Origin of the sequence: Phenylobacterium sp. (assembly GCF_022402485.1) — a bacterium.
GTDB lineage: Bacteria > Pseudomonadota > Alphaproteobacteria > Caulobacterales > Caulobacteraceae > Phenylobacterium.
The window spans coordinates 171,326-197,602 of the sequence record NZ_JAKRSA010000020.1 but is presented as its reverse complement, the minus strand read 5'-3'; the positions used below and the strand labels follow the sequence as shown (position 1 = coordinate 197,602).

The window sequence follows — 26,277 nt, the reverse complement described above, 5'->3', positions numbered from 1 at the left end:
CGTCGCCCATCACCCCGACGGTCTTGACCGGCAGCAGGACGGCGAAAGCCTGCCAAATGGCGTCGTAGAGGCCAGCCTTACGGATCTCGTACAGATAGATCGCGTCGGCCTGCTGCAGGGTGGCCACGGCCTCCGGGGTGATCTCGCCGGGGATCCGGATGGCCAGGCCCGGGCCGGGGAAGGGATGGCGGCCCACAAAGGCGTCGGTCAGGCCAAGCTCGCGGCCAAGTGCCCGCACCTCGTCCTTGAACAGCTCGCGCAGGGGCTCGACCAGCTTCAGCTTCATGTAGTCGGGCAGGCCGCCGACATTGTGGTGGCTCTTGATCACCGCCGAGGGGCCCCCGGTGGCCGAGACGCTCTCGATCACATCTGGATAGAGCGTACCCTGGGCAAGGAATTGGGCCCCTTCAATCTTCGCCGCTTCGCGGTCGAAAACCTCAATGAACACCCGGCCGATGGTCTTGCGTTTGGTCTCCGGGTCGCTGATCCCAGCCAAGGCCCCGAGGAACTCGGTCGAGGCATCCACGTGGACCAGGGGAATGTTGTAGTGCTCGCGGAACAGGGTGGTGACCTGCTCCGCCTCGTCCTTGCGCAGCAGGCCGGTGTCGACGAACACGCAGGTCAGCTGGTCACCGATGGCCTCGTGGATCAGCACCGCCGCCACGGAACTGTCGACCCCGCCAGACAGGCCGCAGATCACCTTGGCGTCGCCGACCTGGGCGCGGATCTTAGCCACCTGCTCGTCGCGATAGGCAGCCATGGTCCAGTCGCCGGTCAGGCCCGCGACCCCATGGGTGAAGTTCTTCAGGAGCATGGCCCCGCGCGGGGTGTGCATCACCTCGGGGTGGAACTGCACGCCATAGATCGCGCGAGTCTCGTCAGCGATCGCTGCAAAGGGCGCGCCTGCTGAGGTGGCAATGACCTCAAAGCCCGGCGGAATAGCGGTGACGCGGTCGCCGTGGCTCATCCACACCGGCTCGCGGTGATCCACCGCACCGATGCCGGCAAACAGCGGGCTGTCGCGGGTGATGACGATCTCGGCCCGGCCGAACTCCCGGTGGTGGCCGCTCTCGACCTTGCCGCCCAGTTGGGCGCAGATCGCCTGCTCGCCGTAGCAGATGCCGAGGATCGGCACGCCGGCGGCAAACAAGGCCGGATCGGCGCGGGGACTCTCCGCCTCGGTCGTTGAGGCCGGGCCGCCAGACAGGATGATCGCCTGCGGTGCCATGGCCGCAAGCGCCGCCCCGGCTTTGTCAAAAGGATGGATCTCGCAATAGACGCTGGCCTCCCGCAGCCGACGGGCGATCAGCTGGGTCACCTGGCTGCCGAAATCGACGATCAGCACGCGCTCATGGTTGGGTTGAAGACGGTCGGTCATGGCAAAGGCCTTGATAATGCGATCAGTTCAGCGCGTACGTTCCAGCACAGCCACGAAGAAGCCATCGGTCTGGGCACCGGCCGGCGTCAGACGAAGATAGCCCTGCGGCGTGAGCCATGGGGTCAGTTCGGGGCGGTCGGTGGCGGGCTTCAGGGCGAAAGCGCCCTCTTGCCGGGCCAGGAACGCCTCCACCCGATCCTCGTCCTCTTGGGGCAGTACCGAGCAGGTGACATAGATCAGGCGGCCGCCGACCTTGGCGAAGGTCGCGCCGGTGTCCAGCACCTGGTCCTGGTCGGCCATCCGGCGCTCCAGGGCTTCAGGGCTCAACCGCCATTTGGTGTCAGGGTGGCGCCGCCAGGAGCCTGACCCTGAACAAGGGGCGTCAATGAAGACCACGTCCATTCTGCCTTCCAGGCCAGCCAGCGGCTCAGGATTGACCGGCGAGCGGATCTGCAGATTGCGCACGCCGGCCCGGTCCCCCCGGCGGATGGTGTCGGTCAGGCGCCGGGCGTCAGAGTCATAGGCGTAGATCTGGCCGGAATTCCCCATGGCCGAAGCGAGCGCCAGGGTCTTGCCCCCGCCCCCGGCGCATAAATCCAGCACCTGTCGTCCCTTGACCTCGCCAGCGCAGGAGGCGGCGATCTGCGAGCCCAGGTCCTGCACTTCGAACCAGCCCTTGGAAAAGGCCGGAATGGTCTCGACCGCGCCGGCCCGGCGCGCGGGGTCAGGCGCTGGCAGGCGGATGGCACCCGGCTGCAGCGGCACCGCTTCAGGTCCCAACGGGGCCAGGGCCTTGAGCGCCCGGACCGTATCGGTCTTCAGCAGATTGACCCGCAGGTCCACTGGTGCCCGCTGGGCCAGGGCCTGAGCTTCCTCAACCCGGCGTGCCCCAAAGGCGCGACCGAGGCCCTCGTCCAGCCAGTCGGGATAGTCCCCCTGCACGGCCTCTGGAGCGGCGCTGAGGTCCACAGGTGCCTCTAGCGCCGCAGCCTCGGCGTCTGTCAGAGCGCCTGGGCCGTGCTCTTCATCGGCGCAGGCCTCAGCGATGGCTGGGCTGGTCCAGCCCCACTCGAACTTCAGGGCACCAAGGACAGCGGCCCTGTTGGTATCCGCCCCCATTCGCCAGGCCAGGGACCGGCGGCGACGCAGCACGTCCAACACAAGACCCGAAACGAAAGCGCGATCCTTCGAGCCCGCGAACCGCGACCGCTCACCCCAGGTCTTCAGGGCCAGGCGGGCGGGGCGATGACGGGTCTCGATGTCATCCAGAACCTCTATGGCTGCAGCCAGGCGCCCGCCGTCACGCACAGGGCCGCCTCACAGGAAAATGGCCGCCACCACCATGCCAAGCCCGACCATGGCGGCGGTCCAGACGATACTGCGCACCAGGGGAACCCCTGCCGCATACAGCGGCACATAGAGCGCACGCCCGGCCACATAGAGCACGCTGCCCCACAGGGTCAGGTCGCCGAGCTTGCCGCCCAGATAGGCCACAATCACCGCCGTGGCGAAGAACGGGAAGGTCTCCATGAAGTTGCGCAAAGCCCGGTCGAGCCGGGCGGCGACCCCGTCAACGGCCTTCACCTCATCCCGAGGACCGGCCGCCCACTTCAGTCCCTGCTGACGACGGGCTGCTGCCGCCGCCCACAGGATCTGAATGAAGCCGATGATGACAGCGACAGCCAGCAGCTTCAGTTCCAGGGCCATGCTCATGGTCAGATCCCGCTCGGATAGTTAGGGGCCTCACGGGTGATCATCACGTCGTGGACGTGGCTTTCACGCAGGCCCGCTCCGGTGATCCGGATGAAACGCGCCCGCTCGCGGAACTGCTGCAGATTGCCGGCCCCCACATAGCCCATGGCCGCCCGCAGGCCGCCGACCATCTGATGGACGATGGGGGCAATGGGGCCCTTGAACGGCACCTGGCCCTCGATGCCCTCCGGCACCAGCTTCAGGGCATCAGAGACCTCTTTCTGGAAGTACCGGTCGGCTGAGCCCCGGGACATGGCGCCCAAAGAGCCCATGCCGCGATAGGCCTTGTAGGAACGTCCCTGGTACAGGAACACCTCACCCGGTGCCTCGTCCACGCCGGCGAACACCGAGCCCATCATCGCCACCTGGGCACCGGCCGCCAGGGCCTTGGCCAGGTCACCGGAATACTTGATGCCGCCGTCAGCGATGACCGGAACACCGGAATCCCCTGCAGCCCGGACCGCGTCCATGATGGCCGTCAGTTGCGGGACCCCCACTCCGGCCACCACCCGGGTGGTGCAGATGGAGCCTGGGCCAATGCCGACCTTTACCGCATCGGCTCCGGCGTCGATCAGGGCGCGGGTGCCCTCATAGGTGGCCACATTGCCGGCGATGACCTGAACCTGATTGCTCAGGGCCTTGATCCGCCCCACAGCCCGGCCAACATCGGCGTTATGACCGTGGGCGGTGTCGATGACGACCACGTCCACGCCTGCCTCAATCAGCGCCATAGACCGCTCAAAGCCCGCGTCACCGACGGTGGACGCCGCACCGACCAGCAGCCGGCCCTTGCTGTCCTTGGCCGCCAGGGGATGGGCCTGGGCCTTTTCGATGTCCTTGACCGTGATCAGGCCGACGGCCCGATAGGCGTCGTCCACCACGATCAGCCGCTCGATCTTGTTGCGGCGAAGCAGGTCATGGGCCTCGGCCTGCTCAACGCCTTCTTTCACCGTGACCAACTTATCCTTGGTCATCAGGGCACTGGCGGGCATGGCATCACTGGCCTCGAACCGCATGTCACGGTTGGTGAGGATGCCCACAAGTTTCCCTGTGCCGCGCTCCACCACCGGGAAACCTGAAATGCGCCGCCTGGCCTTGATCTCGCGGACCTCGCCCAGAGTCGTGTCCGGATGGATGGTCAGCGGATTGATGACCATGCCGCTTTCGTAACGCTTCACCTCGCGGACCTGATCGGCCTGCTCCTCGACGGTGAAGTTGCGATGCAGCACGCCCAGGCCGCCAGCCTGGGCCATGGCAATGGCCAACCGGCTCTCGGTGACCGTGTCCATGGCTGAGGACACGAGGGGTATGTTCAGCCTGATCTCTCGGGTCAGCCGTGTGGTCGTATCCACCTGGGTGGGCATGACCTCGGACGCGCCGGGTTCGAGCAAAACATCGTCGAAGGTAAGCCCTTCGCGAATCTCCATGAGACTCTCCGTTTTGCGAGCCGCGTATAAGCCGTCGGTGCCGGTAGGGGCAAGGCCCGTGGGCGCTTCGGTGTGATTTAGGCCGTTGCGCCCGTTTCGGTCCGCCGTCCCTTGAAGCCAGTGGCGACAATATAGGTCTCCGACGAATCCGCCCGGCTGGCCTTGGGCTTCACATTGCGGACCTGGGCGAACTCCAGCCGCAGCTTCTGGATCAGATCGCCAACCTCGCCCCCCTGGAAGGCCTTGATCACGAAGGCGCCGCCGGGCTTCAGGACGCTGATGGCGAAGGCCGTGGCCACCTCGATCAGGCCAACGATGCGCAGGTGATCGGTCTGGCGATGACCCACGGTATTGGGGGCCATGTCCGACAGCACCAGGTCAGGCGGCCCGCCCAGCAGGTCGATGAGCATCGGTCCGCACTCGGGATCTGTAAAATCCATCTGCAGGATGTGCGCCGGGGGCATGGGATCAACAGGCAGCAGATCGACGGCGGCGATATGGGTCACCCCCCGCTCGATGGCGACCTGCGTCCAGCCGCCAGGTGCCACGCCCAGATCGATGACGCGCACGCCCGGTTTCAGGAAATGAAACTTGTCGTCGATCTCGATCAGCTTGTAGGCCGCCCGGGAGCGGTACCCATGCGCGCGCGCCTTGGCGGCGAAGGGATCATTGATCTGTCGCTCCAGCCAGGCCTGAGACGACGGTGTGCGTTGTTTGGCGGTCTTCAGGCGTGCGGGCTTGGCGCGCCCTTCGTCGCTGCCTCCGGTGGGCAGGCGAACCATCTTCTTGCGGGGGGGCTCGGTCATGCAGGCGCCTTGGTGCTCTCAGCCGCCCGGCGACGGCGGGGGCCGCGACGACGGCGACGCCGCCCGCCCTTATCTGACATCAGGGACATTAGCACCCCTTCCCGAAGGCCTCGGTCAGCAACCCGCACCCGTGAACAGGGCCAGAGTTCCTGAACCGCCTGCAGGATCGCCGCCCCGGCCAGGACCAGATCAGCACGATCAGGACCTATGCAGGGCTGTCTGGCCCTCTGCGACGGGGTCAGGGATAGCAGAAGGTCTGCGGCGCGGTCACAGTCGCCGCGGGTCATCCATATGCCGTCCACCTGGGCCCGGTCATATCGATCCAGACCAAGGTGGAGCCCCGCCAAGGACGTGATCGCCCCCGATGTGCCTACCAGATGCGCGGCGTCGGCCTCGAACACCGGCCTCAGGGACTCGGCCCGACGGAAAGCGGCGATCTCGGTTTTTACGGTCTCGACCATGGCTCGGAACCACTGGTCTGTGGGGGCCTCACCCTCCGGGAACCGCTCCGCTAGGGTGACAACTCCAATGGGGATTGAGAGCCAGGCCTTGATCGGTGGGGTGCGGTCAGCTGCCTGGGTCGGACCGCTCAAATCCACCCATGACATCTCGGTGGAGCCGCCGCCCACATCTACCACCAGGGCGGCCTGCGCCTCCCGGTCCAGCAGGCCCAAGCATCCGGCGACCGAAAGCCTGGCCTCTTCATGGGGGGTGATCACCTGGAGATTGAGGCCGGTTTCCTGTGCGACCCGCTCGACAAAGGCCTGGCCATTCTCCGCCGAGCGACAGGCCTGGGTGGCGACAGCGCGCAGCTTGACAACACGACGGCGGCGCACCTTTTCGGCGCTCACAGCCAAGGCCGCCAGGGCACGATCCATAGCCGCCTCGGAAAGCCGACCGGTCTGGGACAGGCCCTCCCCGAGGCGCACGATGCGGGAATAGGCTTCAACCACCCGGAACCCTCCGGGGGCGGGGGTGGCGATGAGCAGCCGGCAATTGTTGGTGCCAAGGTCGAGGGCCGCATAACACGGCACTTCCCTGGCTGTTCTCTCCCGCGCACGCAACCTGGTGTCGGGCGCGCTCAGCGCCTCAGACATGGACCGTCACCTGTCCTTTTGCAGACGGCCTACTCATGGCCATCTCGTTTCGAAGGCGACTGTAGCAAGCGGATTCGCTCGCCGAAAGGCGTCGCCTTGCGCCATGTGACAGGATGATTACGTTCACCCCCCAGTTAGGAAACGTGGTGTACAAATCCCTCCCATGGAACTTCGTCGCGCCAAGTACGCCATTGGACAGGTGGTCCGTCACAGGATCTTCCCCTTCCGGGGCGTGATCTTTGACGTCGACCCGGAATTCGCCAACAGCGAGGACTGGTGGCTGTCGATTCCTGCAGACGTCCGCCCCCACAAGGACCAGCCCTTTTATCACCTGCTGGCGGAGAACCAGGAGAGCGCCTACGTCGCCTATGTTTCCGAGCAGAACCTGCTGCCTGATGAGTCCGGCGAGCCTGTCGGACACCCTCAGGCCGCCCTGTTGTTCGATTCGTTCCACGGCGACCACTACACGCTGCGCCCCCGGATCAGCCACTAGAGGGCTCCGCGCCTTTCGGGGGCAGGGGCGGCTTACGCTTTCAGGGAAGGCGGCTAGGTCGCAATTTTTGATCTAGATTTTGGGGTTTCGCGGTCAAATTCGAACGAATTTTTCCCCGAATTCGGCGCATTCTCTCCCCATGGACGGGACCTCAAACCTAGATTCACCGCCACCAGGGGCGTCTGCCGACTGGACCATCGATCAGGGCTGGGAGACCTACAGCCCCGGCGAACACAAGGTCTGGACCACCCTCTATGAGCGGCAGGTCGCCCTGCTGCAGGACCGCGCCTGCGCGCCTTTCCTTCGGGGACTCGAGGCCCTGGACCTGAAGGGCGACGGCATTCCCGACTTCGCCAGGATAAATACCGAACTGATGGGACTGACGGGGTGGCAGGTCGTGGCTGTCCCCGGTCTTGTGCCCGACGCGATCTTCTTCGAGCACCTGGCGCATCGTCGGTTTCCAGCCGGACGGTTCATACGAACCCCCGACCAACTCGATTACCTTCAGGAACCCGACGTGTTCCACGATGTGTTTGGGCATGTGCCGATGCTCACCGATCCCGTCTTCGCCGATTACATGGCCGCCTATGGACGTGGAGGCCTGCGGGCCTTGCGCAAGGGCCATCTGGACCATCTGGCGAGGCTCTATTGGCATACCGTCGAGTTTGGCCTGCTGCGCGATGATAAGGGCCTTCGAATCTATGGCGCGGGGATCGTCTCCTCCCGGGCGGAGTCCGTTTTCTGTCTGGATGCCCCCTCCCCCCATCGCCTGGAGTTTGACCTGATCCGGGTGATGCGCACGCCCTACCGGATAGACGACTTCCAGCCGACCTACTTTGTCATCCCATCCCTGGAGGCCCTGCTGGCCGCGAGTCTGCAGGACTTTGCGCCCGTCTATGACGTCCTGGCCACCCTGGACGACATCCCCATCGGCCACGTGGTCGCCCACGACGGGGTCCTCCATCGCGGGCGACAGACCCATCATGGAACACGGCCAGCGGCTCAGTAGTCCCGCCGCCAGCGTACGGACAGGCGGCTGTCGCCCTGCCCCGTCAATCTTGAGACGATGGAAAGATTGCGGCGCACCTGCCACTCCACCTGGGCTGTGGCGCTGGCGCGACCACCCCCGATAATCTCCAGATAGACATCATCGGTCAGATATTTGCCGCCGGCCACCGTCACCCCGGAGGTCTCATCCCCGCCCAAGCTGAGGCGGTCGAGGCCAGCAAACTCCCGCAGGTTGCCAACAATGTCGAACCCACCGCCCCCAGCCAGTGAAGACAGGGCCGCCGCCAGCTGCGCAGCCTCCAGGGTCGACAACTGGGACGCCGAGCGTCCAAACAATACCTGAGACAGCACCTCATCGTCGGGCAGCACGGGTGTCGAGGTCAGTCGAATGCTGGGCTTGGCCGCCGTGCCGTTTACCCGGATCACGGCAGTAAGGGTTGAGTCTTCTCGGGTTGCCGTCAGATCGAGGCGGATATTCTGTGGCGAGGTCGAAAGATAGACCACGCCACGCTGGTCGAACTCAAAACGTTTGCCGGCAAACTCGTAGTCACCACGCACAACGCGAGCCTCTCCCGACAGGATCGGTCGGGCGGTCGAGCCGACGACGTGGGCGTCCAGGGACATCTCAACATCCAGACCACGGCCTCGGAGAAAGATGCCCCGCGGGGCATTGAGTTTCACATCGAGCGCCCAGCCCTCGCCCCGCCGCTGCTGGGGCTGCAGCCTCAGGTTCTGTTGCAGGTCAAGCTCCAGGGACCGATTGCGCTCCACCACATCAATGGTCACCACCCCTGAGGGGGTCGGGGGATCAGCCGCCACCGTGGCCTCATTGACCACCAGGTCGCCCGCCAGTCGGACCTTGCCCTCCTCGTTCCGGTTGATGGTCACCTCACCGGTCGCATCGACCGTCGCCGTGTCATTCTCAATCAGCCGAAATCTGTCCAGGCGCAGACGAAAGCCGGAGACCCCGCCCCGGTAGAGGCTGATCTGGCCCGATCCATCGGCGCGGCCGCCTGAGCCATCCACCCCCTCAGCCTGGCTGACATCAATGACCCGGTCTGACAGCACAGCCTTGATGGTGATCGCCTTTAATTTCAGGCCGGTCGCCGCATCGTCAAACTCCCCCCCCTCCAGGCTCGCCTGTCCTGAGAGACTGGGGTCGGCCAGGGTGCCGCCGATCCGGCCATCAAGCTTGACCCGGCCCGCCAAGGTGCGATCCCCATCCACCAGCAGTGCCCAAAGCGGATCCACATCGCCGTCTGCAAACACCCGCCCGCTGACCGGCTTGCGGCGATCCAAGGCCAGTCGGAGGGGACGCGCGGACGCCTCTGTCGGCAGGGCGAGATCGGCTGTAGCCCGCAGTCCCTGCTCATTGCTGAGCTCGGCGGTCAGGGTCATGACATCATCGTCGAGGACCGCCTCCAGCACCCCATCGAGCCCTTGCACCCGGGGGCTTCCGCGGCCGCGGGCGTCGATCAGCCTGGCGCCCAACGACCCAACCAGCTCCCCATCCCGCCCTGACAGGGTGAGGTTGGCGTTCACTCGCCCTGCCAGATCAGGATTGAGCACATCGAGACCAAGATTGGTGATCTCCGCGTCAATTTCGGCCAGAGGGCCGGCCAGGCGCCCATCGATGTCGACGCGGCCTCCATCCTCGGTACCCAGCAGGATCTGAGCCGTCCGCACCCCGTCATCCAGGCGGAAGATGGCAGGCTCGAGGGTGACAAGACGACGACCGCCATATCCCCCTCGCCCCATGAGCGTGGCCGTGCGCGCGGTGTCAGCCTGGGCCAGAGCGCCCTGGCCAGACAGGTCCCAGCGCTCACCCCCATAGCCCCCACTGGCCGAAAGATCGTAGGCCAGTTGATCCAAAGGACCTTGGGCCGTCAGGCGGCCAGCGACGATGGCGAGTTCGCTGCCCAGAGGCACAGCGTCTCGAATGTTGAGGTCCAGATCGGCCATGGGCGCCTCAACCCCATCCACAATCAGCACCGTACCTGTGACCGCCCCACGTGACAGAAGCGCCCCTGGCCCGATCGCCAGGCGCAGATCAGCCCGGGAAGGAGTCGAACGCCGCAGGCTCAGATCGCCCGTTAGCGCGACGCCCCCGGCATCCACATCAATGGCTCGAAGGTCCACGCCCATCGCCGGCAAAGCAAAATCGGCGCGCCCCCGGGCCTGCCCATACTGACTGTTGGCGACAAGGCTCACCTGGCCTGCCGCCCCGGTTGTCTGGCTTCGGCCGAAACTCAAGGTGAGATCTGCGTCCCGCAGCGGCAGACGGGAAACATCGATCTCATCAAAACGGGCGCGCAGGTCGAGACGTGGCGCACCCAGACTGCCCGTGATGGCGCCCGTGCCCTCTGCCTTGCCGTCGAACTCCGCAGGTCCAGCCCGCAGCGGCCCCTCCGCCGACCAGTCTACCTTGAACCTCAGGTCGCGCTCTGGGCCGTAGACCCCCGCTGCCGTCGCTTGCAGCGCCCGGCCATTTAAGCTCGCCTGGTCCAGGCCAACTCGTCCGTCTGAGAGTTCAGCTCGCGCGCGCAAGGTGGGTGCAGGCCCCAAGAGGCGATCCAGCTGCGCAAATCCGGTGGCAAGGTCGCTCCCCCGCCCCTCCACTCGGAACAGCCAAGGCGTCTCGCGCCCCTGCCGGTCAGCCGACCAGCTCGCCTCGACCGTGCCCGCCGCCCCAGAACGGGCCGCGGCCAGATTGGCAAACCGGGCGGTTCCGCGGGCGTTCAGGCCACCCAGCAGCCCGCGACCGCCCTGCGCCTCGAGATCAAGGCCCTGTCCGGTGGCCTGGAGGTCACGCACCAATAGCTGCCCGTCGGGCAACCGCTCACCGGATAGAGTCGCCTGAGGCTCCGCGCCAAGCAAAGCGCTGAGGTAGCCTTCCCCGACCCCGCCCGCGCCGCGTAGGTCGGTCTCCAGCCTCAGGCCCCGGCGATCGCGCTCAAGGCTCACAGGGCCGCGCACCAAGGCGAGCTGATAGCCGGCGATCGCCAGCTGTTGGAGGGTAACATCGCCGTTGAAGGTGAGATCGTCCCCTTGGCCAGTGAGCACCCCCGCCAGACGGCCCGCACCCATCTCTGGCCCTCCGGTCAAGCGCGAGAGCTGCGGCGTCTCCAGAACAACGCTGAGCCCTTCAGGTCCGGTCCGCCGTTTGCCGGGATCGATCTGGCCCACCCCCCGCGCCGTGAGATTCTCGGCAGAAAGCCGGGCAGTGACGAGTTGCAGACCCGCCTCGAGGCCCTGGGCCTGAATATCAAAGGCCACCTCATTGCCCAGGCGCCGGGCAAAGGGGAGCGTCAGCACCGAGGCATCCAAGGCCATCCGGCCCACGGCCCGCCCACCCAGTTCATTCCAGCCGCCGCTGGCCTGCAATGGGGTATTGGGGCCCGACTGGGCGATCGCCTCGAACTGCCCCTCGCGGGTCTGGCCGTCGGCATCGATCATCAGCCGAAATGGGCGATCAGCAGGTAAACCAAGGACACCTGCCATGGCCCCACCCTGAGCCTCCAGAGCCGACAGATCGATCCTCAGTGGACGCCGTGGGCCAAGGTCGAATTCAAGGTCTAGATGATCTCCGGCCCTCAGGAGACTGATGGCGTTGACCGTTCCGGATTGCCGGCGCCCCCCTCGACGGACATCCAGCCGCGCGGTCACGTCGAACAGACCCTCAGCATAGCTGACCTCGGGCGCGAGGCTGAGGCGAAGGTCAATCTGGTCGAGGAGGACCCTCACAGGGGGGCCGCCATCATCGGGCCTCGGCGGCGCCAGGAGGGGTCGCCGCAGCACGCGAACCTCCTCGGCGATGATTGCCTCGGCATGAAAGCGTCGTTGCAGAAGGGCCAGATAATCCCATTGCAAACTTAGGTTTTCGGCTTCCAGCCAAACTCCCATCTCATCAGACAGGGTCAGTCTTCTGATCTGGACATCGCGCAGCAGATCCCCGCTCAGCCCGTCAATTTTCAGCCTACCAAACCGGCCGGCCCTGAGGCCCTCGGCCCGCGCCTCCACAAAACTCAGGGTGGATGGCGCCATGGCCACAAGGCGCGCGGCCACGAGAAGACTGCTGAGCAGGACGAGACCTGCCAGAACCCAGATCGCCAGTCGACGACGATGTCGACGGCGGGTTCTGGCCCTGAGCGGCTCATCCTGAACTGGAGGTTCGCCGCTCAAAAACTCTGTCCGATACTGATGTAGATTTGGAAGGCACCGTCGCGCTTATCGGCATCCAGGGGAATGGCGATATCGGCGCGGATCGGCCCAAAGCCGAGATCATAGCGAACCCCAACGCCGATCCCGACACTGAGATTGTCCCCATCCGGGGTCATCGCATCGCCCACCGATCCGGCATCCACGAAAGCCACGACACCCCAGCGGTCTGTGAGCTTGCGGCGCGCCTCGAAGCTCAACTCCACCAGAGAAAGACCGCCTCGCGGGGTATTGTCCGAGAGCCTCGGCCCCACCGCCTGAAAGGCATAGCCGCGAACTGAACCGCCGCCGCCGGCGTAGAACCGCAAAGGCGCAGGAATGTCCGGCAAGGCGCCCCCCAGGAGACTGCCGATCCTCAGGCGCGCGGCCATCACCGTGCGCCCCTGGGTGTCCAGAGGCAGGTAAGCGGAGCCTTGGGCCGAAGCCTCAAGATAGGGCAGGCTCTCATCGCCGGTAATGAAGGTTGGTGCCATTCGGGCTTCGACCCGCCAGCCCTGGGTTGGGTCAAGACGGTCATTGGACCTGTCGAGGGAAGCGGCCCCAAAAACCGCAACGGTGATCAGGTCTCGGCCCAGGGGAGAAAGGGTCCTGGCTTCCTTCTCATCACTGCGGGTCGCGTCGAGGGAGCCCCCCGCTGAAACAAAGGCGTTCGCGCCGTAGCGGCGGCTGATATCGGCCCCCACGCCAAAGCCCGTCTCCTGATAGGCGTCAGTCTCATTCTGATAGGCCCCGGCGTTCAGGTGAAGGGTCTGAGCCGCCTGGCGCCAATGCGGCAAGGTAAGATCCCCCCCGAGCCGGCTATCCAGCTCCGAGAGCCTCGCCACCAGGGCCAAGGTATCGGCACGACCAAGCACATTGTACCGGCTCCAGCGGGAATCGACCCCAAACCCATCAAGCGTTGAATAGCTGGCCCCCAACTCCAGTGTCCGGCGCGGTCGGTCTGAAAGCCCCACCAGCACCCGTCGGCGCCCCTCCTCGTCGACATCGTCCCTGGCCGACAACGCCACAGTCACGGTGTCGTAGACACCGGTGTCCAAAAGACGTCGCTCCAGCTCAGCGACATCCTCCGGACTATAGACCTCACCCTCTCGCCAGGGCCGCAACCTGTCCAGCCAGGCGGGATTGGTTCGGCCATCGGTGTCCAGCACCAGGCCATCCAGACGCACGAGGCTCCCCGCCGCGATGCGGAATGTGGGTCGCACGCTGTTGTCGGCGTGATCAACGACGACCTCCCGAGGATCGGGCGACGCATCGGCATAGCCAGCCTGGCGCACCGTCGCCACAACCCGCCCCTCGGCAGCGACAACCTCGGCAGCCCGCCCAGGAGCACCGGGAGTCAGTTCCAGGGCAAGGCGGGCCAGGGCCTGAGTTTCAGCATCAGGCGCGGTTCCCGTCCACGCCACCTGCGGCACGGCGAACACGAAACGCGGCCCGGGCGTTATGGCGACGACTGGACGGGGTGGCTCAATCTCCAGCACCTCGGCATCCACGCCATAGGCGTAGTAGCCTTCGGAACGTAGGACAGCGATGGCGTCTTCGGCCGCGTCTCGGGCGCGGCGTCTGGCCTGAAAGAGATTGTCTACGGGACGGTCAGCCTGACCGATGGCGCGCACGATCCGCTCGCGCAGGTCCCCGCTCAGGTCACCTGACACATCGGCGCGCGGCTCGGCCAGCGCCGGTCCAACACCACAAAACCAGAGGGCAGCCGTGGCGACGGCTGCGAAGGTCAATCGTCCCACGCAATCACCCTTATGCCCCGAACTCACCCTGTAGCGACGGGATGGCCCCATGTCACCCCGCCGTCACTGCCCAATTTTTCGGCGCCAGACGCTGAGTTTCTGATCGCTATCGTTACGGGGAGACGATCGCGCCCGCAGTCTCTAGGCTCTACCGGCGGCTTGCGGTTTCGAGGACGTGAGCGGGTGGAGTAGGGCGTGGCGACAGCGCATATAGCCGAAGAGATCGACCGGGCCGCGGCCCTGGAAACGGCCGCAATGGCAGGCGAGACCGAAGCCAGGGCCCCCTATGACGAGATGCATGCGCCAGACGGCTCGGTCCGGCCGCACTTCGCCATCATGGCGCGCAGGCTGGCGGCCTTGGGCCCTGGCGAGCTGGATGAGCGCCAGAGGACACTGGAGCGGTTCTTCCTGCTCCAGGGGATCACCTTCACCGTCTATGGTGCCGAGAGCTCCACCGAACGGATCATCCCGACGGACCTGCTGCCGCGGATTATTCCGGCCGACGAATGGTCGCGGATAGAGGCGGGCTTGGTTCAGCGCCTGCAGGCTCTGAACCTTTTCCTCGCCGACATCTATGGCGAAAGGATGATTCTGAAGGACGGGGTTGTCCCCCGCGAGTTGGTGCTGGGGGCCCCGTCCTACCGCCGGGAAATGCAGGGGCTGTATGTCCCCCACCAAGCCTACGCCAATGTCTGTGGCAGCGACCTGATCAGACAAGAAGATGGTGAGTACGCTGTCCTGGAGGACAATCTGCGGGTCCCTTCGGGGGTGTCCTACATGCTGGCCAACCGGGAGGCCTCTAAACGCACCTTCCCTGGAACCTTCCGCCTGGCCGGCGTGCGGCAGATCGACCGCTATCCCGACCTGCTGCTTTCGACCCTGCGCAGCATGGCCGAATGGCGCCCCAATCCCCAGGTCGTGGTGCTGACGCCGGGGGTCTACAACTCGGCCTATTATGAGCACGCCTATCTGGCCCGGCTGATGGGCGCGCCCCTGGTTGAGGGCCGCGACCTCGTGGTCCACGACAACATGGTCTACATGCGGACCACCACCGGTCTGCGGCGTATCGATGTGATCTACCGCCGGGTGGACGACGACTTCATCGACCCCCTCACCTTCCGCCGGGACTCCTCCCTCGGCGTGCCAGGCCTGTTCAACGCCTATCGTGCCGGCACGGTGGTCATGTGCAACGCCCCAGGCACTGGTGTCGCCGACGACAAGGCCGTCTATGCCTATGTGCCTGCAATCATTCGCTATTATCTGGGGGAGGAGCCGATCCTGCCCAATATCGAAACCTTCCTCTGCCGGGAACCGGCGCAGTTGAGCCATGTCCTGGCCAATCTGGACAAGCTGGTGGTCAAGGCGGTGGGCGCGTCCGGGGGCTATGGCATGCTGATCGGCCCCCATGCCAGCGCCGCCCAGCGCGAGGAATTCGCCCAGGCCCTGAAGGCCGATCCCGCCAACTACATCGCCCAGCCGACCATCCAACTGTCGACGGCACCCTGTCTGATCGACGGTGAAGTCGACAGCCGCCATGTGGACCTTCGCCCCTTCATCCTGTCTGGCGACAAGATCACCGTGACCCCAGGGGCCTTGACCCGGGTGGCCCTGCGCAAGGGCTCACTGGTGGTCAATTCCAGTCAGGGCGGCGGCTCGAAGGACACGTGGGTGCTGGCTGGACCAGGAGACGACCTCTCATGATGCTCGCCCGCGTCGCCGACAGCCTCTACTGGATCGGCCGCTATGTGGAGCGGGCCGAGCATGTGGCCCGCCTGGCCGATGTCATGCTGACCGCAACCCTCGACCGGGCCGAGACCGCAGCCCAGGTGGCGAGGATCGCTCTGTCCGCCGTGGGCGAAGCCACTCCGGAAAAGATCGCCACACCTTTTGAGTCCGCCCGAGCCCTGGCGCTGGACCGTATGGACGGCAGCTCTGTGGTCTCCTCCCTGGCCCTGGCCCGGGAAAACGCCCGTCAGGTCCGTGACCAGATCACCAGCGAGACCTGGGAACGGCTGAACCTCGTTCACCTGCGACTGTCGGGATCAGGGGCGAACAAGTCTTTCAACGATGGCTCGTCGGCCTTCCTGCACGACATCATCGCTGACCTGCACCTGTTCAAGGGGGCCGCCGACGCCACCATGAGCCATGGGGAGGGCTGGCGCTTCCTGCTGCTGGGCGCGCACCTGGAACGCGCCCAGCTGATTGGGCGCTTGCTGGAGGTCTGTTTCGGCCGGGGCGGCGAGCGTCTGGACCACTCCACCCTCACGGCGGTTCTGCGGATGAGCTGCGCTCTGGAGCCCTATCTGCGGGTCTATACCGCCGATGTGCGGGCACGGCCGATCCTGGAGTTTCTGCTCCTGAATCCGGAGTTTCCCCGTTCGGTGCGGTTCAGCACCGACGAGATCGAGGCCCACCTTTCGGTCCTTAGCCGCCATACCGAGGCGGTTCATGTGGGGCCTGGTCGACTGGCCGGGCGACTGAAGGCCAGGCTGCAATATGCCGACATGGCCGAGATCGAGCGCGACGGCTCGCACGTCTTCCTCGCGGGCGTTTTGACCGAATGTGGCTCCATCCACAGCGGCGTCTACGACGCCTTCGTGGCCTATCCCCTTGAGATGCGCCTGCCGGCGTGAGGATGTCCTAGTGCTGCTCGAAATCCGCCACGTCACCCAGTACCACTACGCCGCTCCCGTGCGCGAAAGCCTCATGGAGGTCTGGATGCAGCCGCAGAAGGGTGCCCGCCAACGGCTGGTGAGCTTTGACCTGGAAATCGATCCAGGGGCGCAGCTGTTTTCCTACGCCGACACCTTTGGCAACGCCGTTTATCACTTCGATGTGCCTCATCCCCATGAGCAGCTGACCATCGTCGCCCGCTCGGCGGTGGAGACACAGGCCGAGGTCCCCCTCCCCGAGGCCCTCGACATGGGGGAATGGGACCGCCTGCGCAGTGACTTCGTCCTGGGCGACCAGTTTGACTTCCTGCGGGAGCATGGCTTTGCGGTACAAACCGACCTGCTGCGCGCCTTCGCCGCCGAGCACGAGATCGAGCGCCTGCGACAGCGCGATCCCTTGAGCGCCGTCACCGCCCTCTCCAAGATCATCTACGAGTCCTTCGCCTATGAGACCGGCGTCACCGAGGCCGACAGCCCCATCGATGAGGCCCTGCGGGAGCGGCGCGGCGTCTGTCAGGACTTCAGCCACATCATGATCGCCCAGTGTCGGGCCTGGGGTATTCCTGCGCGCTATGTCTCGGGCTACCTGTTCACCGACCGTGAGGGCGGCGACCGCTCCGACCCGGACGCGACCCATGCCTGGGTTGAGGTCTTCCTGCCCAGCCTGAGATGGATCGGCCTGGATCCGACCAACAATGTCATGGCCGGGGAGCGGCATGTGGCCGCCGCCATTGGCCGCGACTATAGCGATGTGCCCCCCTCCCGGGGGCTCTACAAGGGTGACGCCGAAAGCCAACTGGCCGTCGGCGTTTCAGTTCGCCGCGCCCGTGCCGCCATAACCGAGCCGGAGTTCCTGCGAATTTCGCCGCCAACCTTCAGCCGCAACGCCCGGCGCCGGCCGGCCCCCAATGCTGTGATGCACGACCAGCAACAACAGCAGCAGCAGTAGTCTCCGGGCGCAATGACCAGGATCGGCGTAATTCCAGCCTTTCAAAGCCGATCAAGCTGAATTAAGGCGGGCATGTGAACCGCCGGGCCTCATCCCTGTCTCGACCGCGCCGCAGCCTGTTCATGGCGCTGGCGGGCCTGGCCCTGTTCCTGAAGATCCTGATTCCCCCCGGCTACATGGCCGCGCCGCCAAAGGTCGACGGCCCGGCCTTTGCCCTGATGCTCTGTACCGCCCAGGGCATGGTCATGGTCGATCCCTCAGACCTCGACGCCGAGGGCGGACCCCTCCCCGCCGAGGATGACGGGGCCCGCCACAGTCCCTGCGTTTTTGCCGGCCATGGGCTGAACGCCCCGGCCACCAGCCTGATACTCGGCGAAGTGGTGTTGTTCACCCCGCCCACCAGCCACGGCCTCGCCGCCCCGGCTGAGGTTGTTCCCGGCCGCGGCCTCGCCGCCCCCCCGCCCCCCGCCCGGGGGCCCCCGTCCCAGCAGGCCTAAGACCGGTCAGCCCGGTCCTGTTGCGCACCCAGGCCCTGGGCGCCATCGCGCGCCCGGCCTTCCTGCACCTGCATACGCGGCCGCCTCTGCGCGGCCCGGGGACATCCACAGATGAAATCCGCCCTCAGCGCCTATGGCGCCCTGATCTTCCTCGCCTTGCCCGCCGCCGCCGGCGCCCAGACCACCGTTGACTCCGTCATCGTCACTGGCCGTCCCGATCCGGAGGACCCTGCCGTTGTCGCTGACGCCAGGGAGCGACTATCCGAAACCCCCGGTGGGGTCTCCGTCATCGCTGCAGAGTCCTATGAAGGCCGCTTTGCCTTGGCCCTTGATGACATGCTCCGTGACGCACCCGGGGTCTTTGCTCAAAAGAAGTGGGGCGGTGACACTCGGATTTCGATCCGTGGCTCAGGCCTGGGCAACGCCAACCACAATCGCGGCCTGTTGCTGGCCCAGGACGGCCTGCCCCTCAATGAGGCCGACGGCTTTGGCGACAGCCAGGTGGCCGATCCCCTGATCACCCGGTTTGTGGAGGTCTATCGGGGGGGCAATGCCCTGCGGTTCGGCGGTGCCACCCTCGGCGGTGCGGTGAACATGGTCACCCCCACCGGCCAGACCGCGCCCTACGGCCTGCGCCTGCGCGTGGATGGCGGCGACTTCGGCATGGCCCGGCAGCATCTGGCCGCCGCCGGCCAACAGGGCAAGTGGGATGGCTTTGCCGCCATCACCAACCAGACCGGCCAGGGTCCCCGCCCCCAAAGCCAGCAGAACATCCAGTTCGCCAGCCTCAATGTCGGTCGACAGATCGGAGAGACCGCAGACGTCCGGCTGATCGTGAACGGTGCCCACATCAAGCAGGAAATCCCCGGTGCCCTGACCCGTGCCCAGTCTAACGCCAATCCCCGGCAGGCCTCCGCCGTCAACCTGGCCAACGACTATGCCCGGGATGTCACGGCCGTGCGCAGCGCCCTGACCTTCAATTGGGATGTCGCCGACAATCTGGCCTTTTCCGGCGGGGCCTATGGCATCTGGAAGGAGCTGGAGCATCCCATTTTCCAGGTCATCGCCCAGGAGAGCCGCAACTATGGCCTCTTCGCCAAGCTGGACTGGGAGGGCGAGGTCGCCGGCCTTCGGGCTGACGCCTATGCCGGAGTCTGGGGCCGCCAGGGCGACCTGGATTCCCGCTTCTACGTCAATGTGGTCGGGTCCCGGGGGGCGTTGCGCTCAATCTCATACCAGAACGCCCGCGCCCTGGACCTGTTCGGTGAAGGCCGCCTGTTCCTGACCGACCAACTGGCGGTGATCGGCGGGGCGACCTATGGCCTGGCTGAGCGGGACTTTGACAGCCGCGCGATCCCAGGGGTCGCCGCCACCTTCAACCTGAAGGCCGACAAGACCTTCGACTGGATCGCCCCGCGCCTAGGCCTCCTGTGGGAAGCCCCCGACGGCGCCCAGGTGTTCGCCAACGTGACCCGCTCGGTGGAGCCCCCTAACTTCGGGGCCCTATCCCCCACCGGAATCGGCTTTGCGCCGGTCCAGGCGCAGGAAGCCCTGACCTACGAGATCGGCACCCGGGGCCGCCGGGGTCCGTTTATCTGGGACGTGACCCTCTATCATGCCGAACTGGAACACGAACTCCTGCAGTTCACCGTCAGCCAGGACCGGCCGGCGACCACCTTCAACGCCGATGAGACCTATCACCGGGGGATCGAGGCGGCGGTGGACTGGCGCTTCTCCCCAGCCTGGCGGCTGCGCCAGACCTACACCTGGTCGGACTTCGCCTTCCGGGATGACCCACAGTATCGCAACAACCGCCTGCCGGTGGCACCGGAACACCTCTACCGGGCTGAGCTGCGCTTTGACGCCCCTACGGGGTGGTTCGTGGCGCCATCGGTCGAGTGGAGCCCGCGGGGAGCCTATGTGGACTTCGCCAACACCACCCGGGCGCCATCCTATGCGGTGGCCCACATCAATGCCGGCTGGACCTTCCGGCCAGGCCTCAGCGTCTTCGTCGACCTGCGCAATCTGACGGACGAGGCCTATGTCTCCAACGTCCAGCCGGTGATCGCCGCCACTCCCGCCACGGCCGCCTACTGGCCTGGGGACCGGCGCTCGGTCTTTGCCGGACTTGTCCTCGACTTCTGAACCGGAACTGGCGGCCAGGACCTCCTGTCCGCCTCAGAGGAAAGCCGGTCACATGACCCGATCCCATGACATACGAGGCTATGGCGCTGTCTGGCGCCTGCACTTCATCGCAGGCCTGCTGGTCCTGCCATTCCTGATGCTGATGGCCGCCACGGGGGGCGCCTATCTGTTCCGCGAGGAAATCGACGCCGCCGTCTACGGCGATGTTCTCAAGGCGCCGCCATCCGAGACCATCACCCCGTCTGCCTGGCTGAGCGCCGCCGAAACCGCCACCGGCGGCGAGGCGACGCGAGTCACCGTTCCCCAGGCCGGGCGCTCCGCCGAAGTCATCCTTCGCCTGCCGTCCGGCGATCAGACCCGTCTGCACCTGGATCCAGGCTCTGGAACGGTTCTTGGGCAAACCCCGCCCGATGGCAGTATGGACTGGGTCAAGGACCTGCACAGCCTGACCCTCCTTGGGCCCCAGGCCAATCTGCTGGCCGAGCTCGCAGCCGGCTGGGCCATCGTCCTGGTGGTCACTGGTGCGGTTCTCTGGTGGCCAAGCCGCTCCCGACAGTCACCCGCCGGTCAGCGGGGCCTGCTGCGCCGTCTGCACGGCTGGACCGGCAGTTTCGCCGGCCTGGTGATCCTGTTCCTGGCCCTTACCGGCATGCCCTGGTCAGCCCTGTGGGGCAAGACCGTGCGGGAATGGACCAATGCGGCAGGCTGGGGACGCCCCGCAGCCCCCGCCGCAGCGGGCGCCTGGGGCGGGGGGCCAAAGGCCGCCGGGCACGGCGATCATGGCGGCCCGGCCTTGCCCTGGACGCTGCAGACCACGACCCTCGACCACGGGGGCCAGGCTCACATCCTGGACCGCGCCCAGGTCCTGGACAGGGTCGCCGCCACGGCGTCCGAGGCGGGGCTCCCCAAACCCTTCAGCATCGCCCTGTCAAAGGACCCTGACCTGGCCTGGAGCGCCTCCCATATGGGGCGCCAGGCCGAGGACATGCGGACCCTTTACATTGCCCCTGATGGCCAGGTGTCTGCCGATATCGCCTATGGCGACTTTGGTCCCGCCGCTCAGGTCATTGAGTGGGGCGTCGCCACCCATCAGGGCCGTCAGTATGGCGAGTTTAACCGCTGGCTGATGCTGGCTGGCTGCGTCGCCATCTGGGTCCTGGCCCTCAGCGGTCTGGCCATGTGGTGGCTCCGTCGCCCCCGGGGCCGCCTGGGGATACCGCCTCGGACCACCTCACCCCGAAGGCATCTGGTCCTGGTCTTGGTGGTCACACCCTTCGCTCTCATCTTCCCCCTGGTCGGCGGTTCGCTCATGTTCGCCGTCGCCGTTGATTTCGCCTTCCAGCGCCTGGCCCCCCGCCTGGCCGTTCAAACCGGAGCTCAACCATGAGACATTTTCTGATCCTCGCCCCCCTGGCCTTGCTGGCGGCCTGCAGCCCGGAGCCCGCCGCTGAGGCCAATGTCACCATCACCGACCCCTGGTGTCGTCCCGCCGCCGCCGGTGCCGGCTCCGTGGGCTGCTATGTGACTTTGCAGGCCGCCACCGACGACCGGCTGACCGCTGTGGCAAGCCCGGCTGCGGCCCGGGGCGAGATCCACACCATGACCATGGATGACGGGGTCATGCGGATGCGCGAACTGCCCGACGGCCTGCCCTTGCCGGCTGGCGAAAGCGTCGCCCTGAAGCCCGGTGCCGAGCACATCATGCTGATCGGCCCCACGGGTCCTCTGGACGAGGGCACCGAGGTCAGTCTGACCCTGACCTTCGAGGCCGCGCCCGCCCAGACGGTGATGGCCCAGATCCGCTCTGCCCCCCACGGCATGGGCCACTGAGGCAAAGGTCCCAGACCCGGCCGTCTGGACCTCGTGGTCTGGACGGTCGGGGCTTGAGTTTTACAGAGCTAGCCAGATGCCTGGTCGGCAGCGGCCAGACGGCGGCGGACCGCGCCCCCGGATTCGTACCAGGGCCTGGAACGGTTCACCAAGGCCACCAGGGTCAGCATGACCGGCACCTCGATCAGCACGCCCACCACCGTGGCCAGGGCCGCCCCGGACTGAAAGCCGAACAGGCTGATGGCGGCGGCCACGGCCAGCTCGAAGAAGTTGCTAGCCCCGATCAGGGCCGAGGGCCCCGCCACAGGATGAATCTCTCCGGCGGCGCGGTTCATCAGATAGGCCAGGCCGAAGATGAAATAGGTCTGGATCAGGATCGGCACGGCCAGCAGGGCGATCACCAGGGGTTGGGCCAGGATCTGCTCCCCCTGGAAGGCAAACAGCAGCACCACCGTGCCCAGCAGGGCGGCGATGGCCACCGGCTGAACCGCGCTCAGAAAAGCGTCCAGCTTTCCCGACCTGATCAGCCAGGCCCGCAGGACCTGCGAGATCGCCACCGGCGTCAGGATGTAAAGCGTCACCGACAAGAGCAGGGTCGCCCAGGGCACGATGATCGCTGACAGCCCCAGCAGCAGGGCAACGATGGGCGCAAAGGCCACGATCATCACCGTGTCGTTCAGGGCCACCTGGCTCAGCGTGAACGGCGCGTCCCCCTTGGTCAGATGGCTCCAGACAAAGACCATGGCCGTGCAGGGCGCCGCCCCCAGCAGGATCAGGCCGGCGATATAGGACTCGATCTGCGCCTCAGGCAGCAGGGGCCGAAACAGCCAGCCGATGAACACCCAGCCCAACACCGCCATGGTGAACGGCTTGATCGCCCAGTTGGCAAACAGGGTGACGCTGATCCCCCGCCAGTGCGCCGCCACCCCGCTCAGGGCGCGGAAGTCGATCTTCACCAGCATGGGAATGATCATGGCCCAGATCAGCAGAGCCACCGGCAGGTTGACGCTGGCCACCTCAAGGGCGGCGACCGCCTGAAAAACCGTGGGGAACATCTGGCCCAGGCCAATGCCCACCACGATGGACAGCCCCACCCACAGGGTCAGATAGCGCTCAAACACCGACATGGCCGTCCCCCTCCAGTTGCAGCAGACCCACCGCTGGCGACAGCCTCTATCATATTTCTAGAACTACGGAATATTGATCAACCCCTTGGGGCGGCATCAGCAACACAATCCCCGATGAGGATTGGTAGGCCGGGTGGGGGTCGAACCCACGACCATTCGATTAAAAGTCGAATGCTCTACCACTGAGCTACCGGCCCGCGACATGGCGCGAGATGGACGCCGGTCGAAGGGGGCGGACCATAGGGCGCAGGTCCGACTCGGGCAAGTGAGCCCTGGCGTTTCCCCTACGGTTCTTGAGGGGCTAAGCTCAACCCCATGTCACGCACGCAGCTTTTTCCCGCTTTCATGGTGCTGGCCCTGGCCCTGGCCGGCTGCACCACCACCCGCGCCGATGGCTCGCCCCAAGTGCAGACCTCGTCCCAGGCCACCCGGGAGAGCTTGGAGGGCGCGGTCTCAGCCCCCCTGCGGGATGTGAACCTGCTGCGGACCAAGATTCCGTCCGTGCTACTGGAGGCCCAGGCCAACCCCTACCAGCGGCCACAGCCGGCCACCTGCGCCAAGCTGATCGCCCTGATCACCCCATTAAATGACGCCTTGGGGCCTGACCTGGACGAAGAGCGCTTCGTCGAGGATGACCTGATGGCCCAGGGGCAGCGCACGGCGCTGGGCGCTGTGGCGGGCCTGGCCCAGGATGTAATCCCCTTCCGGGGATGGGTGCGCAGGCTCAGCGGGGCCGAGCAGCACGACCGGCTGGTGCGTGACGCGATCATCGCCGGTGGGGTACGGCGGGCCTATCTGAAGGGACTGGGCGAGGCAAAAGGCTGCAGGCCGCCAGCCATCCCAACCCGCAGCACCGATCCCCAGCCGGTGATCCAGCAGGATCTGACGCCCCGTTACCCCGTCCGCTGAGCGGCGTGAAAGTCCTTGCGGAAGGCTTCGAAGCGCCCTTCGGCGATGGCCTGGCGCATGGCTCCGGTCAGGGCCTGGAAGTGGGCGATATTGTGCCAGGACAACAGCACCTGGCCGAGTATCTCCTCGGCCTTCACCAGATGATGCAGATAGGCCTTGGAATAGTCCCGGCTGGCCGGGCAGTCCGAGCCCGCGTCCAGGGGGCTGTCGTCCTCGGCGAACCGGGCATTCTTCAGATTGATCGGCCCGTTCCAGGTCCAGGCCTGGCCATGGCGGCCTGAGCGGGTGGGCAGGACGCAATCGAACATGTCCACCCCCCGGGCCACGGCCTCCACCAGATCGATGGGTTTGCCCACCCCCATCAGATAACGCGGACGGTCAGCCGGCAGCAGGCCAGGGGCATAGTCGAGGACCTCGCACATGGCCTCATGTCCCTCCCCCACCGCCAGCCCGCCGATGGCGTAGCCGTCGAAGCCGATCTCGATCAGCCGCTCGGCCGACTCCCGGCGCAGCGCCTCTAGGGTCGAGCCCTGTTGGATGCCGAAGAGGGCCTGATGCTCCCGCTCACCGAACGCCGCCTTGCAGCGGGCACCCCAGCGGGCTGACAGGCGCAGGGCCTCAGTCGCGCGGCTTTCCTCGGCGGGCCAGGCGACGCACTCGTCCAGCTGCATGACGATGTCGGCACCCAGCAGATCGGCCTGAATCTCCACCGAGCGCTCCGGCGAAAGGACGTGCCGAGAGCCATCGATATGGCTGGCGAAGGTCACGGCCTCCTCGGTCACCTTGGCGATGTTGGAAAGGGACATGACCTGGAAGCCGCCGGAATCGGTGAGGATCGGCTTGTCCCAGCGCATGAAGCGGTGGAGGCCGCCCAGGCGTGACACCCGCTCAGCACCAGGACGCAGCATCAGGTGATAGGTGTTGCCCAGAATGATGTCGGCCCCGGTCGACGCCACCTGATCCACGGTCAGGGCCTTCACCGTCGCAGCCGTGCCCACGGGCATGAAGGCCGGTGTTCGGATGTCGCCTCGGGCCGTCTTCAGAACCCCGGTGCGGGCGGCTCCATCGGTGGCGGCGATCTCGAAGGGAAAGGCAACCATCAGCTGGCCTTCCACAGGAGGCTGGCGTCGCCGTAGGAATAGAAGCGGTAGCCCGTGGCGATGGCGTGGGCATAGGCCTGCCGCATGGTCTCAAGACCCGCAAAGGCGCTGACCAGCATGAACAGGGTCGACTTGGGCAGGTGGAAATTGGTCATCAGGCCGTCGGCGGCCCGGAAGCGGTAGCCCGGCGTAATGAAGATGGCCGTGTCATCGGCAAAGGGATGGATCGTCCCATCTTCGCTAGCGGCGCTCTCCACCAGCCGCAGGGACGTGGTGCCCACACAGATGATGCGCCCACCCTCGGCCCGGGCACGGTTCAGCCGGGCGGCGGCCTCGGGGCTCACCTCACCGAACTCGGCATGCATCTGGTGGCCGGCAATATCGTCGACCTTGACCGGCAGGAAGGTGCCCGCCCCCACATGCAAGGTGACGAAACAGGTCTCAACACCAGCCGCCTCAAGCCTCTCCATCAGCTCAGGGGTGAAGTGCAGGCCGGCCGTGGGTGCCGCCACTGAGCCATCCGCCTGGGCGTAGATGGTCTGATAGTCGGTCTGATCCTGGGCGTCCTCGGGGCGCTTGGCGGCGATATAGGGCGGCAGGGGCATGGCGCCCCGGGCCTTGATGGCCTCGTCCAGGGCTGGCCCTTCCAGGTCAAAGGCCAGGAGGATTTCGCCGCCGTCCTTTTTCTCAACCACCGTGGCGGTGAGGGGGTCCAGACGGAGGCCATCCGCCGGCGTCTGGCCAAAGCTGACCTGATCCCCCGGTGCCAGACGCTTGCCCGGCCGCATGAACGCGCTCCAGCGGGCGGGTGAGGCCCGCTTGTGCAAGGTAGCCTCCACCGCCACGACACTGTCGCCACGGGTCCTCTGGCCACTGAGACGGGCCGGAATCACCCGGGTGTCGTTGAGCACCAGCACATCCCCGGCCCGGAGCTCTCCCGGCAGGTCGCGCACATGCAGGTCGGCCAGGGGCTGGCCGGGGATCACCCGCAGCATCCGGGCGGCATCCCGGGGCTGGGCGGGCCGCAGGGCGATGGCGCTGTCGGGCAGTTCGAAGTCAAAATCGGCGGTTTTCATTTGCTGCGGGTCAGGCCACGCAAGACCCCGCGCGTCAAGCCCGGCCTCATGTTA

The 26,277-nt window shown here is 66.2% G+C and carries 21 protein-coding genes and 1 tRNA gene; 10 read left to right on the top strand and 12 right to left on the bottom strand.

Annotated features, from left to right (window positions below):
• The 6 genes from guaA to MH112_RS08020 all read right to left on the bottom strand — a co-directional run.
• A partial coding sequence (gene guaA / locus MH112_RS08045) for a glutamine-hydrolyzing GMP synthase (protein ID WP_296566229.1) occupies positions 1-1,378 on the bottom strand: 1,378 nt, incomplete at its 3' end.
• A 27-nt stretch (positions 1,379-1,405) separates the two neighbouring features.
• Positions 1,406-2,686, bottom strand: coding sequence for an RsmB/NOP family class I SAM-dependent RNA methyltransferase (locus MH112_RS08040; RefSeq protein ID WP_296566226.1), 1,281 nt, complete (start codon positions 2,684-2,686; stop codon positions 1,406-1,408).
• A gap of 9 nt (positions 2,687-2,695) precedes the next feature.
• Positions 2,696-3,091 carry an MAPEG family protein gene (locus MH112_RS08035; protein WP_296566224.1) on the bottom strand — a complete coding sequence of 132 codons (396 nt, stop codon included), beginning with the start codon at positions 3,089-3,091 and terminating at the stop codon, positions 2,696-2,698.
• A gap of 2 nt (positions 3,092-3,093) precedes the next feature.
• Positions 3,094-4,557, bottom strand: coding sequence for an IMP dehydrogenase (gene guaB, locus MH112_RS08030; RefSeq protein ID WP_296566221.1), 1,464 nt, complete (start codon positions 4,555-4,557; stop codon positions 3,094-3,096).
• A 77-nt stretch (positions 4,558-4,634) separates the two neighbouring features.
• Entirely contained in the window at positions 4,635-5,363 is a 729-nt protein-coding gene (locus MH112_RS08025; protein WP_296566218.1) for an RlmE family RNA methyltransferase, read from the bottom strand.
• A complete protein-coding gene (locus tag MH112_RS08020) occupies positions 5,360-6,460 on the bottom strand; it encodes a Ppx/GppA phosphatase family protein (RefSeq protein ID WP_296566216.1) in 1,101 nt (366 codons plus the stop codon). Before MH112_RS08020 ends, MH112_RS08025 begins: the two co-directional genes overlap by 4 nt.
• Positions 6,461-6,623: 163 nt before the next feature.
• On the opposite strand from MH112_RS08020, the gene hspQ reads away from it, so the two are divergent.
• The gene (gene hspQ, locus MH112_RS08015) at positions 6,624-6,953 is read left to right on the top strand and encodes a heat shock protein HspQ (RefSeq protein ID WP_296566215.1); all 330 of its coding nucleotides are present in this window, start codon (positions 6,624-6,626) and stop codon (positions 6,951-6,953) included.
• Positions 6,954-7,092: 139 nt separating this feature from the next.
• Positions 7,093-7,962, top strand: coding sequence for a phenylalanine 4-monooxygenase (phhA, locus tag MH112_RS08010; protein WP_296566213.1), 870 nt, complete (start codon positions 7,093-7,095; stop codon positions 7,960-7,962).
• Here phhA and MH112_RS08005 read toward each other — a convergent pair.
• On the bottom strand, positions 7,956-12,026 hold the full coding sequence (locus MH112_RS08005) for a translocation/assembly module TamB domain-containing protein (protein ID WP_296566212.1): 4,071 nt from the start codon (positions 12,024-12,026) through the stop codon (positions 7,956-7,958). The genes phhA and MH112_RS08005 overlap by 7 nt on opposite strands.
• 113 nt (positions 12,027-12,139) lie before the next feature.
• Positions 12,140-13,918 (bottom strand): autotransporter assembly complex family protein, encoded by a 1,779-nt coding sequence (locus MH112_RS08000; RefSeq protein ID WP_296566210.1) that lies wholly within the window; start codon positions 13,916-13,918, stop codon positions 12,140-12,142.
• A gap of 255 nt (positions 13,919-14,173) precedes the next feature.
• Between MH112_RS08000 and MH112_RS07995 the strand changes: the two genes are divergently transcribed.
• The 7 genes from MH112_RS07995 (at position 14,174) to MH112_RS07965 (ending at position 22,011) form a co-directional block, all read left to right on the top strand.
• A complete protein-coding gene (locus MH112_RS07995; RefSeq protein WP_296566241.1) occupies positions 14,174-15,619 on the top strand; it encodes a circularly permuted type 2 ATP-grasp protein in 1,446 nt (481 codons plus the stop codon).
• Positions 15,616-16,551 carry an alpha-E domain-containing protein gene (locus tag MH112_RS07990; RefSeq protein ID WP_296566209.1) on the top strand — a complete coding sequence of 312 codons (936 nt, stop codon included), beginning with the start codon at positions 15,616-15,618 and terminating at the stop codon, positions 16,549-16,551. Before MH112_RS07995 ends, MH112_RS07990 begins: the two co-directional genes overlap by 4 nt.
• A gap of 10 nt (positions 16,552-16,561) precedes the next feature.
• A complete protein-coding gene (locus MH112_RS07985) occupies positions 16,562-17,539 on the top strand; it encodes a transglutaminase family protein (RefSeq protein ID WP_296566207.1) in 978 nt (325 codons plus the stop codon).
• Between the two features lie 74 nt (positions 17,540-17,613).
• A complete protein-coding gene (locus MH112_RS07980) occupies positions 17,614-18,036 on the top strand; it encodes a hypothetical protein (RefSeq protein WP_296566206.1) in 423 nt (140 codons plus the stop codon).
• 111 nt (positions 18,037-18,147) lie between these two features.
• On the top strand, positions 18,148-20,181 hold the full coding sequence (locus tag MH112_RS07975) for a TonB-dependent receptor (protein WP_296566205.1): 2,034 nt from the start codon (positions 18,148-18,150) through the stop codon (positions 20,179-20,181).
• A gap of 52 nt (positions 20,182-20,233) precedes the next feature.
• Positions 20,234-21,568: a PepSY domain-containing protein gene (locus tag MH112_RS07970; protein ID WP_296566203.1), complete on the top strand. Its 1,335-nt coding sequence runs from the start codon at positions 20,234-20,236 to the stop codon at positions 21,566-21,568.
• On the top strand, positions 21,565-22,011 hold the full coding sequence (locus tag MH112_RS07965) for a copper chaperone PCu(A)C (RefSeq protein ID WP_296566201.1): 447 nt from the start codon (positions 21,565-21,567) through the stop codon (positions 22,009-22,011). Before MH112_RS07970 ends, MH112_RS07965 begins: the two co-directional genes overlap by 4 nt.
• Positions 22,012-22,079: 68 nt before the next feature.
• On the opposite strand, the gene arsB is transcribed toward MH112_RS07965, so the two are convergent.
• Together arsB and MH112_RS07955 are read right to left on the bottom strand one after the other, a co-directional pair.
• Positions 22,080-23,138: an ACR3 family arsenite efflux transporter gene (arsB, locus tag MH112_RS07960; RefSeq protein ID WP_296566199.1), complete on the bottom strand. Its 1,059-nt coding sequence runs from the start codon at positions 23,136-23,138 to the stop codon at positions 22,080-22,082.
• A gap of 122 nt (positions 23,139-23,260) precedes the next feature.
• Positions 23,261-23,335, bottom strand: a tRNA-Lys gene (locus MH112_RS07955).
• A gap of 118 nt (positions 23,336-23,453) precedes the next feature.
• Here MH112_RS07955 and MH112_RS07950 point away from each other — a divergent pair.
• Positions 23,454-24,047 (top strand): hypothetical protein, encoded by a 594-nt coding sequence (locus MH112_RS07950; RefSeq protein WP_296566198.1) that lies wholly within the window; start codon positions 23,454-23,456, stop codon positions 24,045-24,047.
• On the opposite strand, the gene tgt is transcribed toward MH112_RS07950, so the two are convergent.
• Entirely contained in the window at positions 24,032-25,147 is a 1,116-nt protein-coding gene (tgt, locus tag MH112_RS07945) for a tRNA guanosine(34) transglycosylase Tgt (protein ID WP_296566196.1), read from the bottom strand. The two genes, MH112_RS07950 and tgt, sit on opposite strands and share 16 nt — an antisense overlap.
• Positions 25,147-26,223, bottom strand: coding sequence for a tRNA preQ1(34) S-adenosylmethionine ribosyltransferase-isomerase QueA (gene queA, locus MH112_RS07940; RefSeq protein WP_296566194.1), 1,077 nt, complete (start codon positions 26,221-26,223; stop codon positions 25,147-25,149). The genes tgt and queA overlap by 1 nt, the downstream gene beginning before the upstream one ends.
• Positions 26,224-26,277 lie beyond the last annotated feature (54 nt).